Origin of the sequence: Paenibacillus sp. ov031 (genome assembly GCF_900143165.1) — a bacterium.
GTDB lineage: Bacteria > Bacillota > Bacilli > Paenibacillales > Paenibacillaceae > Paenibacillus > Paenibacillus marchantiae.
In genome coordinates this window covers 483720-499967 of the sequence record NZ_FRDO01000001.1, presented here as the reverse complement: position 1 = coordinate 499967, position 16248 = coordinate 483720, and the positions used below count along the sequence as shown (strand labels likewise).

At 35.9% G+C, this 16248-nt stretch carries 18 protein-coding genes and 1 pseudogene; all 19 read right to left on the bottom strand.

Features of this window, described 5'->3' with window-relative positions:
• Nucleotides 1-95: 95 nt before the first annotated feature.
• Nucleotides 96-1091 (bottom strand): serine hydrolase domain-containing protein, encoded by a 996-nt coding sequence (locus tag BUA17_RS02270; protein ID WP_072732467.1) that lies wholly within the window; start codon nt 1089-1091, stop codon nt 96-98.
• A 25-nt stretch (nt 1092-1116) separates the two neighbouring features.
• Nucleotides 1117-1587: a DUF5662 family protein gene (locus BUA17_RS02265; protein ID WP_083584551.1), complete on the bottom strand. Its 471-nt coding sequence runs from the start codon at nt 1585-1587 to the stop codon at nt 1117-1119.
• Between the two features lie 132 nt (nt 1588-1719).
• A complete protein-coding gene (locus BUA17_RS02260; protein ID WP_063563262.1) occupies nt 1720-2121 on the bottom strand; it encodes a GNAT family N-acetyltransferase in 402 nt (133 codons plus the stop codon).
• Between the two features lie 45 nt (nt 2122-2166).
• Nucleotides 2167-2916, bottom strand: a complete 750-nt coding sequence (locus tag BUA17_RS02255; protein ID WP_083584550.1) for a class I SAM-dependent methyltransferase — start codon at nt 2914-2916, stop codon at nt 2167-2169.
• A 211-nt stretch (nt 2917-3127) separates the two neighbouring features.
• The gene (locus tag BUA17_RS02250; protein ID WP_244552052.1) at nt 3128-3835 is read right to left on the bottom strand and encodes a GNAT family N-acetyltransferase; all 708 of its coding nucleotides are present in this window, start codon (nt 3833-3835) and stop codon (nt 3128-3130) included.
• A gap of 133 nt (nt 3836-3968) precedes the next feature.
• A complete protein-coding gene (locus BUA17_RS02245; protein ID WP_072732465.1) occupies nt 3969-4448 on the bottom strand; it encodes a hypothetical protein in 480 nt (159 codons plus the stop codon).
• Between the two features lie 315 nt (nt 4449-4763).
• A complete protein-coding gene (locus tag BUA17_RS02240; RefSeq protein ID WP_072732464.1) occupies nt 4764-5405 on the bottom strand; it encodes a DEAD/DEAH box helicase family protein in 642 nt (213 codons plus the stop codon).
• Nucleotides 5406-5647: 242 nt separating this feature from the next.
• Nucleotides 5648-6268, bottom strand: a complete 621-nt coding sequence (locus tag BUA17_RS02235) for a zinc dependent phospholipase C family protein (protein WP_072732463.1) — start codon at nt 6266-6268, stop codon at nt 5648-5650.
• A 75-nt stretch (nt 6269-6343) separates the two neighbouring features.
• Nucleotides 6344-6859 (bottom strand): phosphotransferase-like protein, encoded by a 516-nt coding sequence (locus BUA17_RS02230; protein ID WP_072732462.1) that lies wholly within the window; start codon nt 6857-6859, stop codon nt 6344-6346.
• Between the two features lie 117 nt (nt 6860-6976).
• Nucleotides 6977-8083: a DUF3626 domain-containing protein gene (locus BUA17_RS02225; RefSeq protein WP_240321295.1), complete on the bottom strand. Its 1107-nt coding sequence runs from the start codon at nt 8081-8083 to the stop codon at nt 6977-6979.
• A gap of 285 nt (nt 8084-8368) precedes the next feature.
• On the bottom strand, nt 8369-8698 hold the full coding sequence (locus BUA17_RS02220; protein WP_139295601.1) for a hypothetical protein: 330 nt from the start codon (nt 8696-8698) through the stop codon (nt 8369-8371).
• Nucleotides 8699-8993: 295 nt separating this feature from the next.
• Nucleotides 8994-9560 (bottom strand): histidine phosphatase family protein, encoded by a 567-nt coding sequence (locus BUA17_RS02215; protein WP_072732460.1) that lies wholly within the window; start codon nt 9558-9560, stop codon nt 8994-8996.
• A gap of 181 nt (nt 9561-9741) precedes the next feature.
• On the bottom strand, nt 9742-10293 hold the full coding sequence (locus BUA17_RS02210) for a 2'-5' RNA ligase family protein (RefSeq protein ID WP_072732459.1): 552 nt from the start codon (nt 10291-10293) through the stop codon (nt 9742-9744).
• Nucleotides 10294-10460: 167 nt separating this feature from the next.
• Nucleotides 10461-11396 (bottom strand): acetamidase/formamidase family protein, encoded by a 936-nt coding sequence (locus BUA17_RS02205; protein ID WP_090949203.1) that lies wholly within the window; start codon nt 11394-11396, stop codon nt 10461-10463.
• 704 nt (nt 11397-12100) lie between these two features.
• A pseudogene (locus tag BUA17_RS02200) lies at nt 12101-12689 on the bottom strand (histidine phosphatase family protein).
• 529 nt (nt 12690-13218) lie between these two features.
• A complete protein-coding gene (locus BUA17_RS02195) occupies nt 13219-13767 on the bottom strand; it encodes an ATP-binding protein (protein ID WP_072732458.1) in 549 nt (182 codons plus the stop codon).
• Between the two features lie 177 nt (nt 13768-13944).
• Complete coding sequence (locus BUA17_RS02190; RefSeq protein WP_072732457.1) at nt 13945-14748, bottom strand: hypothetical protein; 804 nt, start codon at nt 14746-14748, stop codon at nt 13945-13947.
• Nucleotides 14749-14884: 136 nt separating this feature from the next.
• Nucleotides 14885-15313 (bottom strand): NUDIX hydrolase, encoded by a 429-nt coding sequence (locus tag BUA17_RS02185; RefSeq protein WP_072732456.1) that lies wholly within the window; start codon nt 15311-15313, stop codon nt 14885-14887.
• A 238-nt stretch (nt 15314-15551) separates the two neighbouring features.
• Nucleotides 15552-16205 carry a lysozyme inhibitor LprI family protein gene (locus BUA17_RS02180; RefSeq protein WP_072732455.1) on the bottom strand — a complete coding sequence of 218 codons (654 nt, stop codon included), beginning with the start codon at nt 16203-16205 and terminating at the stop codon, nt 15552-15554.
• Between the last annotated feature and the right edge of the window lie 43 nt (nt 16206-16248).

Genomic DNA, 16248 nt, shown 5'->3' with positions numbered 1-16248 from the left:
GAGGAAGAGATTTACTATTCTTAGTTCAATTATATCAGAACATATATTCTTATCCAGTAAAAATTTATCATTATCATTTAAGCCAAGTTCACGGTTTATATATCTTCTATGTACTTACAGACCAAATCCCCAAATGTTTTGATATCCTTAAGATAGTCATACCCTAACGGATTTTGTCCAGTCTGATTATACATTCTTACTGCAACAGTTTTACACTTAGGAATGACAAGACAGGCACATCCAGTGGCGCCCAGAGACTGGAAAGAACCGTGTGGAAGTTTATCACCTAATTCTGTAAAAGACCGCGGTTCATCTTGCACAAACCAAAAAAAACCGTTTCTCGGCAATTGTTGTTCCAGATCAGGAGGACTAATTATAGTGGTTGTCTGCTCAAATATTTCTTTAGGAAGTATCTGATTCCCGTTTATAGCTCCCTTATTCAAATGCATATAACCCCAATATGCTAGTTCCTTTGTGCTCATAAATAAGTTGGCCAGGTTACCTTGATCATCCTTATATTGCTCATTAAGCCATACTAATTTTTCATTATTTCCCTTTCTCCATCCTGTTTGGCTAAAGCCCATAGGTGAGAATAAACGCTCTGCGAGTAATTGTGATAAAGGGATTTTATATAATTTCCGAATAATCTCAATTAGCAGATTAACACCAATATTATTGTACTTCCAGTCAGTTCCCTGAAGAAACAATCTATTATGCAGATCACTTAAACCATGAGTATGGGTTAACAAATGTCGTATTGTTATATGCCTTAGTGCTTCCCTATCTAACTCATTCAAGTAGTCCACCACAAGATCATCTATACTTCTGACCTTACCTTCATGTAAAGCAAGACTAATAGCAAATCCTAAAAATGTTTTTCGAACTGAAGCAACATTAAATTGTGATTCCTCATCAACTAATCGACTAGGTTTAGAATTGTCATGTACTCCTGAGTACCATTCATTCACGATACGATCATTATGAATAATATATGTCGCAGCAGCGGTAGCAGATATTTTATTCTTTACCTGTAAGACATAATCATTCAGTTCAATGAATGCTTTATTATTTGATATTTTTAGGTTAAGCAATGAAAGGTGCACCTTCTTCACTGTGTTATTGTTGTTGTTTTTTCTTCATGAAATTTTCAAGTTCTTCCCTCGTCTTTGGGTGTAATATTATACTTTCAGATGTCATCATTCTTTCTGGTAAATTAGTTTCTTTAACTTTACGCCCCCATTTTCTTGAGAAAGCCCGCCAGTCACATACCATTTCTATCAAATATTTCTTTGGCATTGGTAAGGCTTCTCTAGTATTTTTATTTACTATCCAATATTCCCAGTGGTGTTTATTATGATTTTGATGGTGCAGCCACGCATTCTTCCATCTCAGCTCGGTATCCTCGTCCTTCTGATTTGAATAGAATTTACGTGCATAAGGAAAAAATTCGTTAGGAGAGAATTTAGACATGTCATGGATTACCCCTTGAAGATATAATCCTTCTTGCCAACATTCGATTAGAACGTTTAATTTATGATCCATAACATAAAGAAAATACCGCCAATATACTAGGAGTATAGTGACCATCTCCTTCGGTTTTAAAGTTTCTTACTCAATTTCAAACAATTCTTACAACGTTCTCATATTCAATAATGCTCCTTTTTTATGATTTTACATTTCTTTCACATAACGTTCCCGTATACACCACGTGAGCCGACCTTAAATTCCTTGATTCTTATAATGCATTACAATTTGCTTTGTCCGTTTAAAACCTGACAATTCGTAAAAACCACCCAAATCCTCTGTACAAAACAAACTAATAACGTCAATATCTTTTAACTCATCTAAAAGTCTTTTGACCATTAGTTCTCCTATTCCTTTATTTCTGTACATACTTAATACAACAACATCTTCTACATAAGCCCGATATATTCCGTCTGAAATAGACCTACAGAAACCAACTAATATATCATCTTTCCAAGCTCCTACTGCAACACCACTAACAAGTAGCTGTAATATTCCATTCTCATCTCGGTTAGGCCACCAACCAGCATCTTGATAAAGACCCATTAGTTCAGATTGTAGAATCGGTTTCTCTGTATGTAATTTTAACGTTACCATGAATAACCCCCATAGATAATATTTTTTTGGATCTATTCAGTAATTTCAAAGTTTTCTTGCTTTGATAACGAAGGTTACAGGAAACATCTTCGCTCTTTTTACGAGATCATTATTTTCATCATGCAATTGGATTATTTCCTGATCGGTTTCTTCAATCATTTGTTCAATACCAAACCCTGCTCTCGCTAACGCATTTATATAGGTTGATAGTTTACGATCAGACAAAGTTAGCTCGCCTTGAACAAAATCAGGAGCGACCGAATACCAAGATTCATCAAAATAAGACTTGTTAAAAACCAATCTATTATTCTCTTCAACAACACATTTGTGAATTGGATGAGACCAACTGAAAATAAATATGCCGTCCTTTTTCAAATAAGAAGCGATCCGACGAAAAGTTCCTTCAAGATCGGTTGTCCAGCCTATGGCGTAAATCGAATAAACAAAATCAAAATAATCCACAGGGATGTTAGATCCTTCTTCCATAGGAGAACAAATCAATTTTGCTGAAAGACCACACGTTGTCAGATGTTGCTTCGCCTTTTCAATTTGCTTTTCTGATATATCCATCCCCCATAGCTCAGCTGCTTTACGCTCTCCCTGATATTGCAAAGATTGACCATCTCCACAGCCGATCTCTAACATCTTTTTTCCTGAGACATCGCCAAAAAGTTGGCATTTTTCCTCTGTTACAAATGCTCCATAAAAAGGAAGCACGATTGCTCTTAAAAAGTCATTTCCTTTCGTATCCCAATAGGAGCTGTTTGTTTCATAAACACTATGTTTATTCACCATGATAACCCCCTCAATATAATTTTGTTCGCAGCTCCATTCGTTTACTTAATGCCTCTTCGTAATTGATCTTGCAGCCCCCTGAACTTTTCCGATTAGTTCTGTTATTTCAATTGGGAGGTCCTGAATATTCATGCATTCATCCTTTCTCACAATTCTTCCCCTTTTAAATAGCGTTTCCTACATTTACGAACCCGAGAGGCTTGAGTAAATTTCAAATGTTATGCCAATAGAAAGTATAATGAGAATGCTGTTGAAAGCCTAATGATTTATAAAAAGAACTATCCGAAATAACATATGCTTTTTCAGCACCTAAGGACCGACCTCTTTTCAAGGCTTCTAATACCACTGCTTTTCCAAGCCCCTTCTGCCGATACTCCGGAATTGTACATACAGGTTCAACATAAACATAATCCGTTTTTTGACTGTACCATAAGCCACAATAAGCAACGTATGCCCCGTCTTCATTTTCAGCAACAATATGTAGGAATGAATTCATATTTCTTGCTGACAACATTATTTTTTTCTTATCAATGGTAATTTCATCTTCAGGCACAGGACCTTCGTGATTAAAACCTTTCCATAATAATTTCTGATACTTAAACAAATCATTATTAACATCCATATTCTTTAAAATTACGCCTTTAGGATTTACATAATCAAGGCTAACATTCTGTAGTGTAAGTTCAAGTATGTTTTCAGTCAGATCATTCTCCACAAACTTCTTACTGCGTAATAAATCTAGAGTGTGAGTATCTTTGTCATTCACCACAATCCCAAGGCCATTTTCATTACTGAAAGTAGTAGTGGTATATTCTAATATATCTTTTTCCAATTCTTCAAACCCTGGTTTAGTAGCAAAAAATGCTTCATCAAAATAGTGGTCATAGGTTGCTATCCCTAAAAACAATCTCCATTTCAATCCCCCATAAAATATAAATTTTCCAGTGAAGAATAAAACACTAATGCGCCTTATACACGTTACATAAACTATATTTCTTGCTCTCCAAGTTCGGTGGTAAAGATCAATTCGTAACTGAAGGGGGCTACTCCGTTTACTTCTTGTAAAGTTCTTTACCCTCATTGTCGAATATTACTAAGTTTTCTACTTCATTAATTTGAGTATTAGGAATCAGATAACCCTTCTTTTCCGTAATCCCTCTTGAATAGGACTTACCATCAGTATAAGTAATAAAAATACAAGCAGCTCCAGAACTTAACATCTTGTTATTAATTATGACTGCTATATATGGATTTCCGTTTCCTACAGTCACAGGATCTGAATAATTTATTCCCCACGATAGTTTTTGGTCATATACCTTCCCATGTTGATCTGTATAAAGGGTAATTAATGAATTTTCGAGTAAAATGATTGCTGAGTCCTTAATCCATATACTATCTTGTAAATCTAAACGATGACTATTTACATAATCAGTGATTTGTTCATTGGTTGGGGCGTTATATATTAGCTCGTTCTTGTTACACCCCATTAATAAGGTTGAAATGAATAATATAAACACTATACATTTTTTCATTTTTCGCTCCTTGTATATATATCCGGCATTTCACATAAAGCTCCTGTATTAACGTTGTTCGACGAAGTCGAATGTTTCACTGAGCCAACTTCCCTCAAATTCATTCCGCAGACCAAGGTTCCGTAAGGGAGCCGCTGCGTAAACATATTGTTATCTGATTTCGGCTCATATCCTTGACTACAGACAGGACGTCAGGAGGTGCATGATTTATATAATTCACTATGACCAAACTATCATGTCCCGTTATTTAAACAGGCTACCTTATATCGGTAGCCTGACCCGTATTACATATAAAATTAACAAAGGATGCTCATATCATAATTCAAAATGCTCACAAACTAATCTGAATTGTTCTTCTATACCCAAGTCAGGTGTTCTTTCAAGTGTTTTGATATTGTTATTAACGCAGGCATTTCTAATTTCATTGGAGAATTTCACCATTGTTTTGTTGCCATGTTTAATCGTTTCCGCTGGATCTGATGTAAGGTTAATAACATCCAAAATCATACTATGGTCTTCTCTAAAGTAATATAGCTTTTCTATTTCATCATCAGATGTATAAAGACACATCATTTTTTCTTTAGGAATAAAGGGTAAAATGTGTTCAGGCATTATTCCTAAATCGATAATGATTGGTTTATCCGTTGGCATCTTTAATAAATCAATAACGAAAAATTCCATCATTTCTACAACAATTTCACAAAGCCATGGAAAAGACACATCAGTAGGCCTATTAAACCACTCTTCCCAGTTTAAACCAGGATGGGGATATTGAAGAGCAGGATATTCAGTCGGATTAGTGAATGGTCTATACTTCAAGACATTATCGCTCAATGTTTGAAATCCTAACTCTGCAACAAATTTCTTTGTCATCGTTGTCTTTCCCGCGCAACAACCACCATTTAACCAATACACATGCTTTAATTGTTCTTTTAAATAATTGTTATTTATTCTCATTTTATTCTTCCTCAATTTTTAATATTGAGGGTGATTACGGATTCTTATCGGTTTTTTATACACACAACAAAACCACATAATATAATCCTCCTTTTCTTATTTATACCTAAATAGTATTCGGCGAATTATAGTTCACTCCTTCATTTACCATTAATCTGTCCGTTAGAGCCACATGACATTGCGGATTGACTTGCTCTCATATCTTTAGACCGTGCAGCTACCATGCGACTTCATAGAATTATTTACAAATTGTACTTTACTTTTATATACTTCATATTCAATATTCCCATATCGACTGATGTCTCTAAGTAACCAATGATCTGCTCAAAAGTAAAAACATTAAGGGCTTCTATCAAAATTTCTTTGTCATAATCCAAATCGTCAAATATATATGGCACAAACTTTTTGACATCTGTAGATTTAACTTCCTCTAAATCCGGTATTGTTGGAATGTGATTAAGCCTGTTTCTTAATTCCTCTTTATATCCATAATGTTCAAGCAACTTCCCATTCAATAATCTAAAGTCGTTATGATACTGATTATATAGTTCCTCATTAGCTTCCATTCTGTTCCTTAACCAAGGTAAATTAAAACCTTTTAACCATATATCATCCGCAATTAAATGTGTGAAATAACCCAAAACATAAAGGTCTTCTACCTGTGATCGATACTTATGTAAGAATCCTTTATAGTCTACGTTCCTTGAATAATCCTGAATTTCACCAGCAAAAAAATGTGATGAATCTTTTGTTATAACTGCGTCCGGTGCAATATTTCCAAGTAAAAAAGGCGTTTTATCTACAATAGATAAGGAATCTGCAATTCTATTCGCCACAATCAGATGCATTATTCTTGAACCTATACTTCTTCCTCCCCTTAATGAAAGTTTGAAGTCTGTTTACCTGATTCTGATTCCTTAAACTGATATTTCAAATCATTATTTCTTGAATAGTGATGTGATAATCATTTCTGCACATTCTTCCGGCGTATTCAAACTCGTATCGACTGAAAAGCTATAGCGAATGTGTTGCGACATTATTTTATTTTGCTCATCGGATTGATCCTCTCTTCTGTCACCACGTTCTATATTTCGCTTACGACAAAGATCTAACGGGCAGTACACCTCAACGATATCCAAAGGATATCCATCAAATATATCTTGGACTTTATCATAATGTGGCTTTAATTCCGGTCTTTCAACAAGTACCCCATCGATTAAAACATTCTTTCCATGATCGGAAAATAATTTTGCTGTATGATACATTAGAATGATGGCTTCACTTAAATACTTCCAGTAGTCTGTTTGCAAATGTTTATCACCAATCGTATTTTCAAAAAGATCATTGGCCACAACATAAAAAAAGGGTTCATCGTAATTTTGCATCGCTTCTACGATTGAAGTTTTACCAGAACTGGTTACCCCATTCAGAAATATAATTTTCCCTTTATCCATTTTCTCATCTTCCTTTGCACGAGTTATATTTAAAGTGTCTATGATTCTTATGATCTCCACTAAAAATGTACTTCCGAACCCCGCCTTCACTGATTCAACCAGTATTTCCAGTAAAAATTAATTACTCTGGTCAGCAATCGATTTACCATATCGAACGAGTATATGCCACATGTATTTTAATTCCTGAAGCACTTCTTCGTAATTACCTCTGTCAGACCAAAGATCAGGATTGCGTTTCAAATCGTTGACAGCATTCCCGATCACACTTGCGTCGATGTGACCATTCCTTGCAATTCGCTTCGCTAATGATGGCATGGTTGGACCCCTAAAATCAGAGGGCACTTCCTCTACACGCATCGCAAATCCCATATGCCAAAATAGTTCAATGGAATATTTGATGCAGATTTGCTCTAAATAATTCCCTATTTCCGTTCCTTTGAACGATGGGTCAGCCACTAAAATTTCCACATCATCTTCAAGATATATATCTCCATGAATTTGAGTTTCGATAAAATGGTTAAGATTCCGATGTGGGGCCAGTTTTGACGGATCCTCTAACGGACGTTCCAGATTGTACAATAGCTGATCTATCAATTTTTTAGGAGTAAGATCTTTTTCTCCAATAGCATAATCCCGAAAGAAAGCATCCGTAAAAAGCGCAGATAAAATATCGTCTAATTCCTCATATGTCCCCTTTTCCTTTGGAGCATCTTGAGAGCCACCGTAAGTGAACGTACAGCGATATGAAGCATTCGGTTTTAAAAGAAAATAACAAGAGCCGAATCGTGGAGACGGTCCATCCGGATGTAACAACAAATGAAGAGCACCATACTTTGGCCGTTCAAAGTTGGTTGCACCTTCTAACTGATATGCTCCACCAAATAGTTTTTCCTCCCAAAGATCTCTTGCACCACCTACGTATGCAGATACGCTCCCATTGGATATGAATGTCTCGAACTGACTTTTATAGATTCCCTGCTCTAATAAAGATTGAGCAACACTTTTCATATCTAAAACCGGACGATCCGGATGAAAATGCAAAGCCACCCTTGCATGGGATTTAATCTTATGAACTGCTTCTTCATAGGTATTCCAAGGAATATTCGAAAAATGAAAAATTTCTTTGAGTGATGCTTGAGCTTCTCTTTTTTGGGATCTTGCGTCATTACTTATATATTCAATCGCTGCGTTCTGAGATCTTGTAAGTTGTCTGTTGTTCGACACAAGAAACACCATCCTTTTCTAAAATTGAGACCTCAACCTACTTTTAAAAACAAGGCTATTAGGAGCATCATCATTCCCTGCAGTAACGCATAATTTCATAGCCTTTATGTAAGCGTTCGCAGTTTTTTTAAGTCGCAATGTTTAAGTGGCTTTAGGCAATTAGTGACAGGTGGCTTTGCCAATTAGCAGGTTGAAAGTGTCCGGTGAATCTGCTCTTCCGGACCACGAACCCTGCTGCCCATTAGATGATGTCACTCATTTCTTCGAGTTACATTCAGAGTAATTTTATTCTTGTTTCCATTTATGTAATTCGAGTAGTTTTCCGGTTTCATAAAAATACCGTATTACTTCAAGCATGGGAATTAATTCTATACAAATGTTATCACAATAATTGCCTAACTGACCACCAACAACCAGGGGAATTTCACAGTTATCCTGTTTATCGTTCATAAGAGTATATATAGTATCATCAATTGTAATAGACACAATGAAATATTCAGGTCCGCCCCCAACTAATGCTGAATCGGTGTCTGATACCTCAAAAAATACTAATGTAAATTTATCTCCATCGAGTTTTCTTAAAAAACTTAAAGTGTCCATCCATGTAGGATTCACAATGACTTCTTCCTTAAATGTGGTCCCATTCCATGCATCAATACTAATAGATTTTATCATTTTTTCTTTTTACTCTTCTTAGATGTTTTTATTTTATTTGGATGCTTTCATCTAACGTTCCTGTACTCACGACGCCGAGAAGTCTAAGAACCAAAAAATCCGGCTGCGCTTGCTCAGTTTGCCTCTCAGTGTTGTCTTCCTGCTCACACTTCACCGAATTGCTTCCAGCAAGACCAAGGCAGCGTGAATACTCTTTCAAGTAAGATCACAGTTTTCTTTCTATACCTTAGGAAATTTAATCATTCCACATTCTTGTTACTTTCTTTAATTCTAAGTCCTCGAATTGCATTTTATAAATATCTGGTTTCTTTAATTGATTCAAAAACTCCAAACCAAAAGCTGAATCAAAATGATTCATCATCAAAGTCATCACAAGACCATGAGTCCCGATTGCTATTTTCTTCCCTCTGTTCTCTTTTAGTAAGGGTTTTAGAACTGAGAGTGCTCTTTTCTGACAATCAGCATTGGACTCTCCACCCGGCAAGGTATAATCAAAATCATTAAAACTCTCTCTGATACTAGACATTAACTCTGCATTTTCAATATTATAAGATGCAAAATGTCGTTCTCTAAGATCTTCGAATGCTTTAATTTCTAACTTTAAGTGCTTGGCCAATCCTTCAACACTCAGAATTGCTCGAGTGTAAGGACTTGATATAATCATGTCTATTCCTTCACCTATAAGTAACTTCGTTACTTTTTCAATATCGATCTTTCCTTTTGGGGTAAGCCCTCTTGTTCTTTCATTTCCTTCGTTGTATGGTGATTCTCCATGCCTAACCATATAGATAATTGTCTTCATACAAGCCTCCTTTAGATGCTTTCATTAAATATCACACTATGATTTCACATAAAGTTGATATATTCGCGACGTCCATTCCCTTGTGTTTTACTACCCAGCGTATGCTCCGACTCCTTTCGGAACCAGGGCGAATACCCGCAGCGTGAATATAATATTATACGCAGTAACTGACCTCTTTGAATTAACTTTCAAAAGATTGTTCAAATATGGTTATATTCCTGTTCCCTACTTCTGACAGCTCAATCTTCACTAAACTCATTCTTTCTATGATCCCATCCATAGGTTCAAATTCCTTTACTACATCATGAATTCCCTTAGCTATCGCTTCTCTACTTAATTGTGTTCCCAGGGTACAATGTGGATTCCATTGATTTGGACTATAATATATACTCGCTTGATTATTATATTTGTCTAACTTATTATAATAATCCTTGTGTACACGTTGAAGTTCGTCCGTCATGGTTGGGGCTAAAAATATCGTTCCCGAGGTTGGAAAGGTAGCTACGATATCAAATCGTAAACGAAGAGGAGAAACATTATCAAAATAGATTTCCAGTTGTTCTTTAAATCCTTTCAAATCGGAAATATCCGTATATACGGCAAGTGTTATATGAGGACTTAAGTTCTCGAATCTATTCATAAAATAACTGATTCCCTTTTTGTCAAAGTGCATCCATACTTTTCTGACGTACTCATCGAATTCTTTGTTGAAGAATAATTCTACAGCAAACAAACGAACCACATCCTTTCTTTTGTATTCTTATTCATTGGAAAATCGTATGACTAATCGTACATTTTTGCTTGGTTCTCCTTAATGATGAGTTGAGACCACTAAACATTAAAATCATGAAAGATATTCATATGTGTTTTCTTTATTTCAGGTACTGAGCTACATTCGAATCACTTCAAAATTCCATGTGGGAGACAGGCATGTACCCCTTTAACCCCATTTACAATTTGCGTTATACGTAGATCAACAACAGAACTCCCTAAAGCAATAGCTTCAACACGATTTAAACCATACAACTCACCCATCAAGGTAAGCATTCCATCTAAAGCTTGAACGGTTGCTTCATTAAGATCTTCATGAAACCCAAAAGTAATCCACCCTGCGGGAGTATTAGCTTGGGGGGTTAACAAATCTATGCCTTCAATCAAATTTACAGTTATATCAACAACTTCCATCGGACATTCAATAGCCTGGCAACTGATTTCTCCATCCCCTTGCAAAGCATGACCATCTCCAATAGCAAGGTAACCCCCATCGACAGAAATAGGAAGATACAATTTGCTGCCTTTCACAAGCTCTTTACAATCAATATTTCCACCACAATATCGTGGCGGCCAAGTAGAGTGAATTCCTATGTCATCTGGAGGCATTCCAATAACGCCCATGAAAGGTCGTAATGAAACCGAGAAGGAGTTGCCGTTGATTTCACATACTCCCACCATGGATTTATTATCGAGTTTCCAATCAAGGCTAATTTCCTTAAATTCGGTCAAATGTAACTTCTGGTTTTGCCAATTAGGATATTGACCTGCAGCAGTAAAACCATATTGCCCAGGTATAATATCATTAAACTCAATCTCTAAAGTCATGCCTTTCTTAGCACCTTCAATATAAATAGGTCCCACCAAGGCGTGGCCTCCATCAATTTTTTCTTTTCTTGAAAATGGTTTCCTTCTCTCACTATTACTTCTCCCAGTACCCCAACCTGCGTCTAATGTTTCAAAACATATGGAATCACCAGATGACACTGAAATGATTGGAGTTACTTCTTTAGTAAATGAACCAATTAATATTTCTTGGGATAATTCAATTTTGTGTACCACCATAATATCGCCTCCAATGCGGTATTATCTTTATGCCAATTTTGTATAACGTTTCGTATTCGCGACGTCACCGACTTAAGTCTCCGTCAGGAGCTGGCCGCGATGCAGTTAGTCGGTGAAGATTTGTCCGACTGCTTTCATATCCCCGAAAAGCATCTGCCGGACCAAAGGCCGAATGGCGCGAAGCTTTAATATTTTGTTATACGAAGCACTTCTCATCATTGAATTAGATTCAGAATCTCAATTACTAAAATTGCTTCTTCTTTATATCCTTCAAGATCGTTTAGATTAATCCATTCAGGTTCATTATCCCTAGATTGATAGAATCTAATTACCACATCTTCTCCTTCGATTGTAGAACTTAAAATCAAGATACAATTATCCTATTCAATAAAATTGGGATTTAATAAATCCGAATTTATGAATTTATTTGATTGAGATAACTCATCCAATAAATTCTTCATTGCCTTATTTGTTTTCATGTTTTTCTCGCTTTCGAAGTGTTTCGTATAACGTTCGGGTATTCACGACGTCCTATCGACTTTAGGTAGGAAGCTGCCGGGTACACATCAACGCACTTAATCGATTGGATGTGTCCGGCTGATTCCACTTCCTCGCTACTGAAAATCTAGCCCCGAATATTCCTCTAACTTCTGCCGGACCGAGGGCAAATGCCCCGAAGCTTGAATATGGTGTTATTAGATGGATTAGCCTTCTTTGATATTACCCTCTAGATGTTTTGTACAGTTATGCAGTTCACATGTCCATTGATTATCTATTTTCTTTAAAATAGTTATTGATGTATTGCCAAAATCTTTTGTAGGAAAATCAGGAACTAAATTGATAAAGTTAAATTGAATTAAGGCACCATGAGAAACCACCAGCACCTTTTCACCTTGGTGCTTCATCATTATTTCTTCTAAAAACTCTCCACCCCTCTTTTGGACGATCTCAATTGGCTCAAGTCCAAGATCTAATTCTATCCAACCTGTTCCCCCACTTTTCTATTCGTTCCTCTTCAGTAGTACCTTCAATCAATCCTCCGGACCTTTCCCGAAGACGATCATCAAAGTGAATATCTACTCCGATAGCACTCCCTACAATAAGAGCAGTTTGCTTTGCTCTTGCTAAAGTACTTGAATAAATATGATTCCAGTCTTCTGATCTTAATCTCGTTGCTAAAAGTTCTGCTTGATTAATCCCATCCTGATCCAGCGGAATATCAGAGTTACCCTGTGCTCGTCCTTCTTTATTCCAACTCGTGCTACCATGCCTTATCAGTGCTATAGTCGCCATTTAGTTCTCCTTCAATGTTTAAATTATAGATTTGCGTATCTTTCCGATAATTGAAATATTCGCGACGTCCATTCCCTATTTATAGCTCTTATCTTAGGAGAATGGGTACCAGCCTGATTACTCTTCTCAAATATACTTCAGGTAGATCAAGGGCCCTATGATCTTTCACTTAGTTTATCTATAATCGTTTCACATTCATTGTGGTTTCTCATTCTAGTACTGCTTTTGCTTCTCTGACCATATCCAAAAGTCGTCTACTATCTCGTCAATTTTTGTGGAAATATCTTTAGATGGGTCATGTATTAAAAGATATAGGTCTTCCATCTTTGTTTTTCCTCTCTGACCTGCTTTACAGTAATTTCACCTAACGATATTGTATTCACGACTCGATCCGGCCTTATATAGCTCCTATCTTAGGTCGGCTTGTGTGTCGTCCGATTATCTAACATGATTATAAATCGGGACGACAATGGGGCGTAAACCCCGCAGCTTGGATATAATGTTATCTGAAGGATCAGCCTTCATCGAATCATCTAGTACCCGTGATTGCTATTATTTGTTGAATAATTTCCGCTGTATTATTGGGATCCTTAATGATAAATACATAATTTGCTTCATCTTTACTAGGTTGTATTTCTGAAAAATTTTCTTGTCTCTCCAATACTTCCAAAAAGCTTGATGCACTTCTAAATATAGCCTTGCTTCTTTGCGTACGTATTACACGGTCTTTCAGTAAATCATTGGGTAAATCAAAATAAACAATAATACTTTTAAATTCTTTATTATGAAAATATCGGAGAACTTTTGCTCTTCCTGATTTATTCAAATTAGAGTTACTTAAGATAATGTGGAAATTGCTTTGCTCCGTAGCATAGTTAACAATTGCGTCAGTGACAGAGAATTTTAAAGTGTTCGGGCCTTCTGTAGGGCGAAGTTTCTTGTAGTGTTCATTAATAAATTCAGCATGATTATCTTGATCAATTACAATAGCTTGTTGTAATACCGATTCTAATTCTTTGGCAAAGGTAGTTTTGCCACTATGAGTTTTTCCTACCGTCATGACTACCAAGCGGTCCATAAGATTCTCTCCTATTTCTATTATGGTATATACCGATCTTTCACTTAACGTTCTCGTATCCACGACATCTCATCGCCTGGTCGGAACGAGGGCCCTATGCATGAATATAGTGTGATGTGATGCTTAAGACTTCATTTGAATTTCTCTCGAATTCCTATTCCTATATCTGTATAGTCATTACCAATCTTCAAGTTCTGAAAGTAATATACCTTTTTTGGTGAGTTTAAGACTATTATTGCTTGTAAAACCTTCAATACTCTGAATTTGCTTATGGATAAATGAGAATTCAAATATCTTTGTAAAATCTCCATTCAAAGTAAAATGAACTTTACTTTCTTCTGGAACAAATATAAGCGAAATTTGGGTTGGATAATCCCCACTTTCCTGAGCTGTACCCTTAAGCAAGTTAAGGCCTGTTTCAATATTAAATGTTTCTTTGTTATTTGTAATGACTTCATAGGCCTTTATATATCTATCCTTTCCTGGTCCTTCAACATTCTTATATTCATTATTGAAATTATCCGATACAGGAAAATTAGTTAGTACCATGAAGTCCCTATCGGAAGAGTTAATATCAATGTTCTTTCTTCCAGGTTCAACAATATATGTCTTCTGATTTCTCCCGGCTATCAAACTGTGGACACTATGACTCGGGACATTAACAATTACGTTATTGGTTAAATATTCACTTAATTGAGATAATTCGATCCGTCCTGAAAGAATTTCATCAAACAATTTCATGATATGTACGCAATTCTTGCCACGTCTATATTTGCCTTCTTCAATTGGATCGACCATTAATAAATTCATGAATGTACCACTACTATTCAAACCGAAGGCTGGATAAAATTGTCCATCATCATTCTGAAGGACTAATAGTTGATCTTCGCCAATCATAATAATTTTGATTGGTCTTCGAGAAATATCGAAGTTCACACCAATAAATGTCTTGTCTAAATGAACAGCGAAACTAGTACACATTGAGGTAATCTCCTTTATTGTTTTTTCTTTTTTCCGCCATTCCAAAGTTTCAAATAACGTTTCTGTATTCGCGAGGTCCATTCCCCTTAGAGAGCTCTTATCTTAGGGAAATGGACCTCGCGAACAACTAACAAAATTACTTATTGCCTTCGTTAAAATATGTTATTTCATGTCCATCTATTAGTCTTCTTAATCCATCTTTATAATAAGGCATTAATTGTTCAGCCCTCTCTATATCAATCCAAGCTATTTGAGAAATTTCATTAGGTCTAACTATTTCTTCATTCCCACCGATTACCTCACCTTTAAATGTTATAAATATTACATGTTCTTCTTTTTTCGGAAATTTACATTCATTTACTGCCACTATTCCATGAACTTTAATATCTAGTCCAGTTTCTTCTTTAGCTTCCCTTATTGCTGCTTGCTCTAATGCTTCTTCTCTTTCAACAGCCCCGCCTGGAAGTGACCATCGGTCACTAGAATCATCTACATTCCTTACCATTAATATTTTGGAATTGGTTGGGTCAGTAATTAAGGAATAAGCTACATCGACTCTGATCATTATGTTTGACTTCCCTTCTGATTTAGATCTGAATATCTTTCACATAACCTCTTGTATTCACGAAACGACCCAGCCTTAGATAGCTCTTATCTTAAGCTGGGTCGTTTGTTGTCTGAGTGTTCTTCCATGATTATACATCTGATAACCAAGGGTGGTAGCCCCGCAACATGAATACATTGTTATGCGCCGTTACTGTCTTCGAAGCATCACCTAGAAACCTTTGATCAAGATTCCAACTCTATTTTTTACTTTGGTATAAAAACTCAACTTCACTATCTAGCAAATATCGATATTCAAATAATTGCATTGTTCTTTCCCTAATTCTCTCCCGTATAACCGTGCCTAGGCTTACCGATCCTTTTGATCCAAGGTAACCATTATTAATAAATGTCTTCTCTACAAATTTTGTTTCCCTTAAGTGATACTGTAACCATTCTTTCTGCGATTCGATTAGTGCTTCTCTTGGTTCTCTATCCAACTTAGAAAGAAGCTTTTTATATATTTGATTCAACTCTTCATCCCAAATTTCTGTATATTTGCTTTCCAACGCTCCCCATCCCATTGTTGTAATAATCTCTTTGGAATTTTGAAATTCATTAAATTCTAATTCATAATCATGATCTATAGGATTTCGAAGCATTTCATCATAAAATTCTCCTTTCAAATCGTAATTCCCAATTCTCATGGATAACACTTCATTGTTAGAAGGCTCTGATCGACCTTCAGTTATTTCTTTCGATTCTGTTCCATTACCTTTACTCTCTACATCAGGAGGCAGTTCAGAATTCATTATTGATTTAGTTTCGCTATTCAAAGTAGTCGATTGACTAATATTTTGACAAGATGAAAACATTATCGTAATAAAAAATAAGAAGAGTATCTTACCTTTCATAAATTATCTCCTTAAAGATTATCTTTAATATTTACCGGTAATG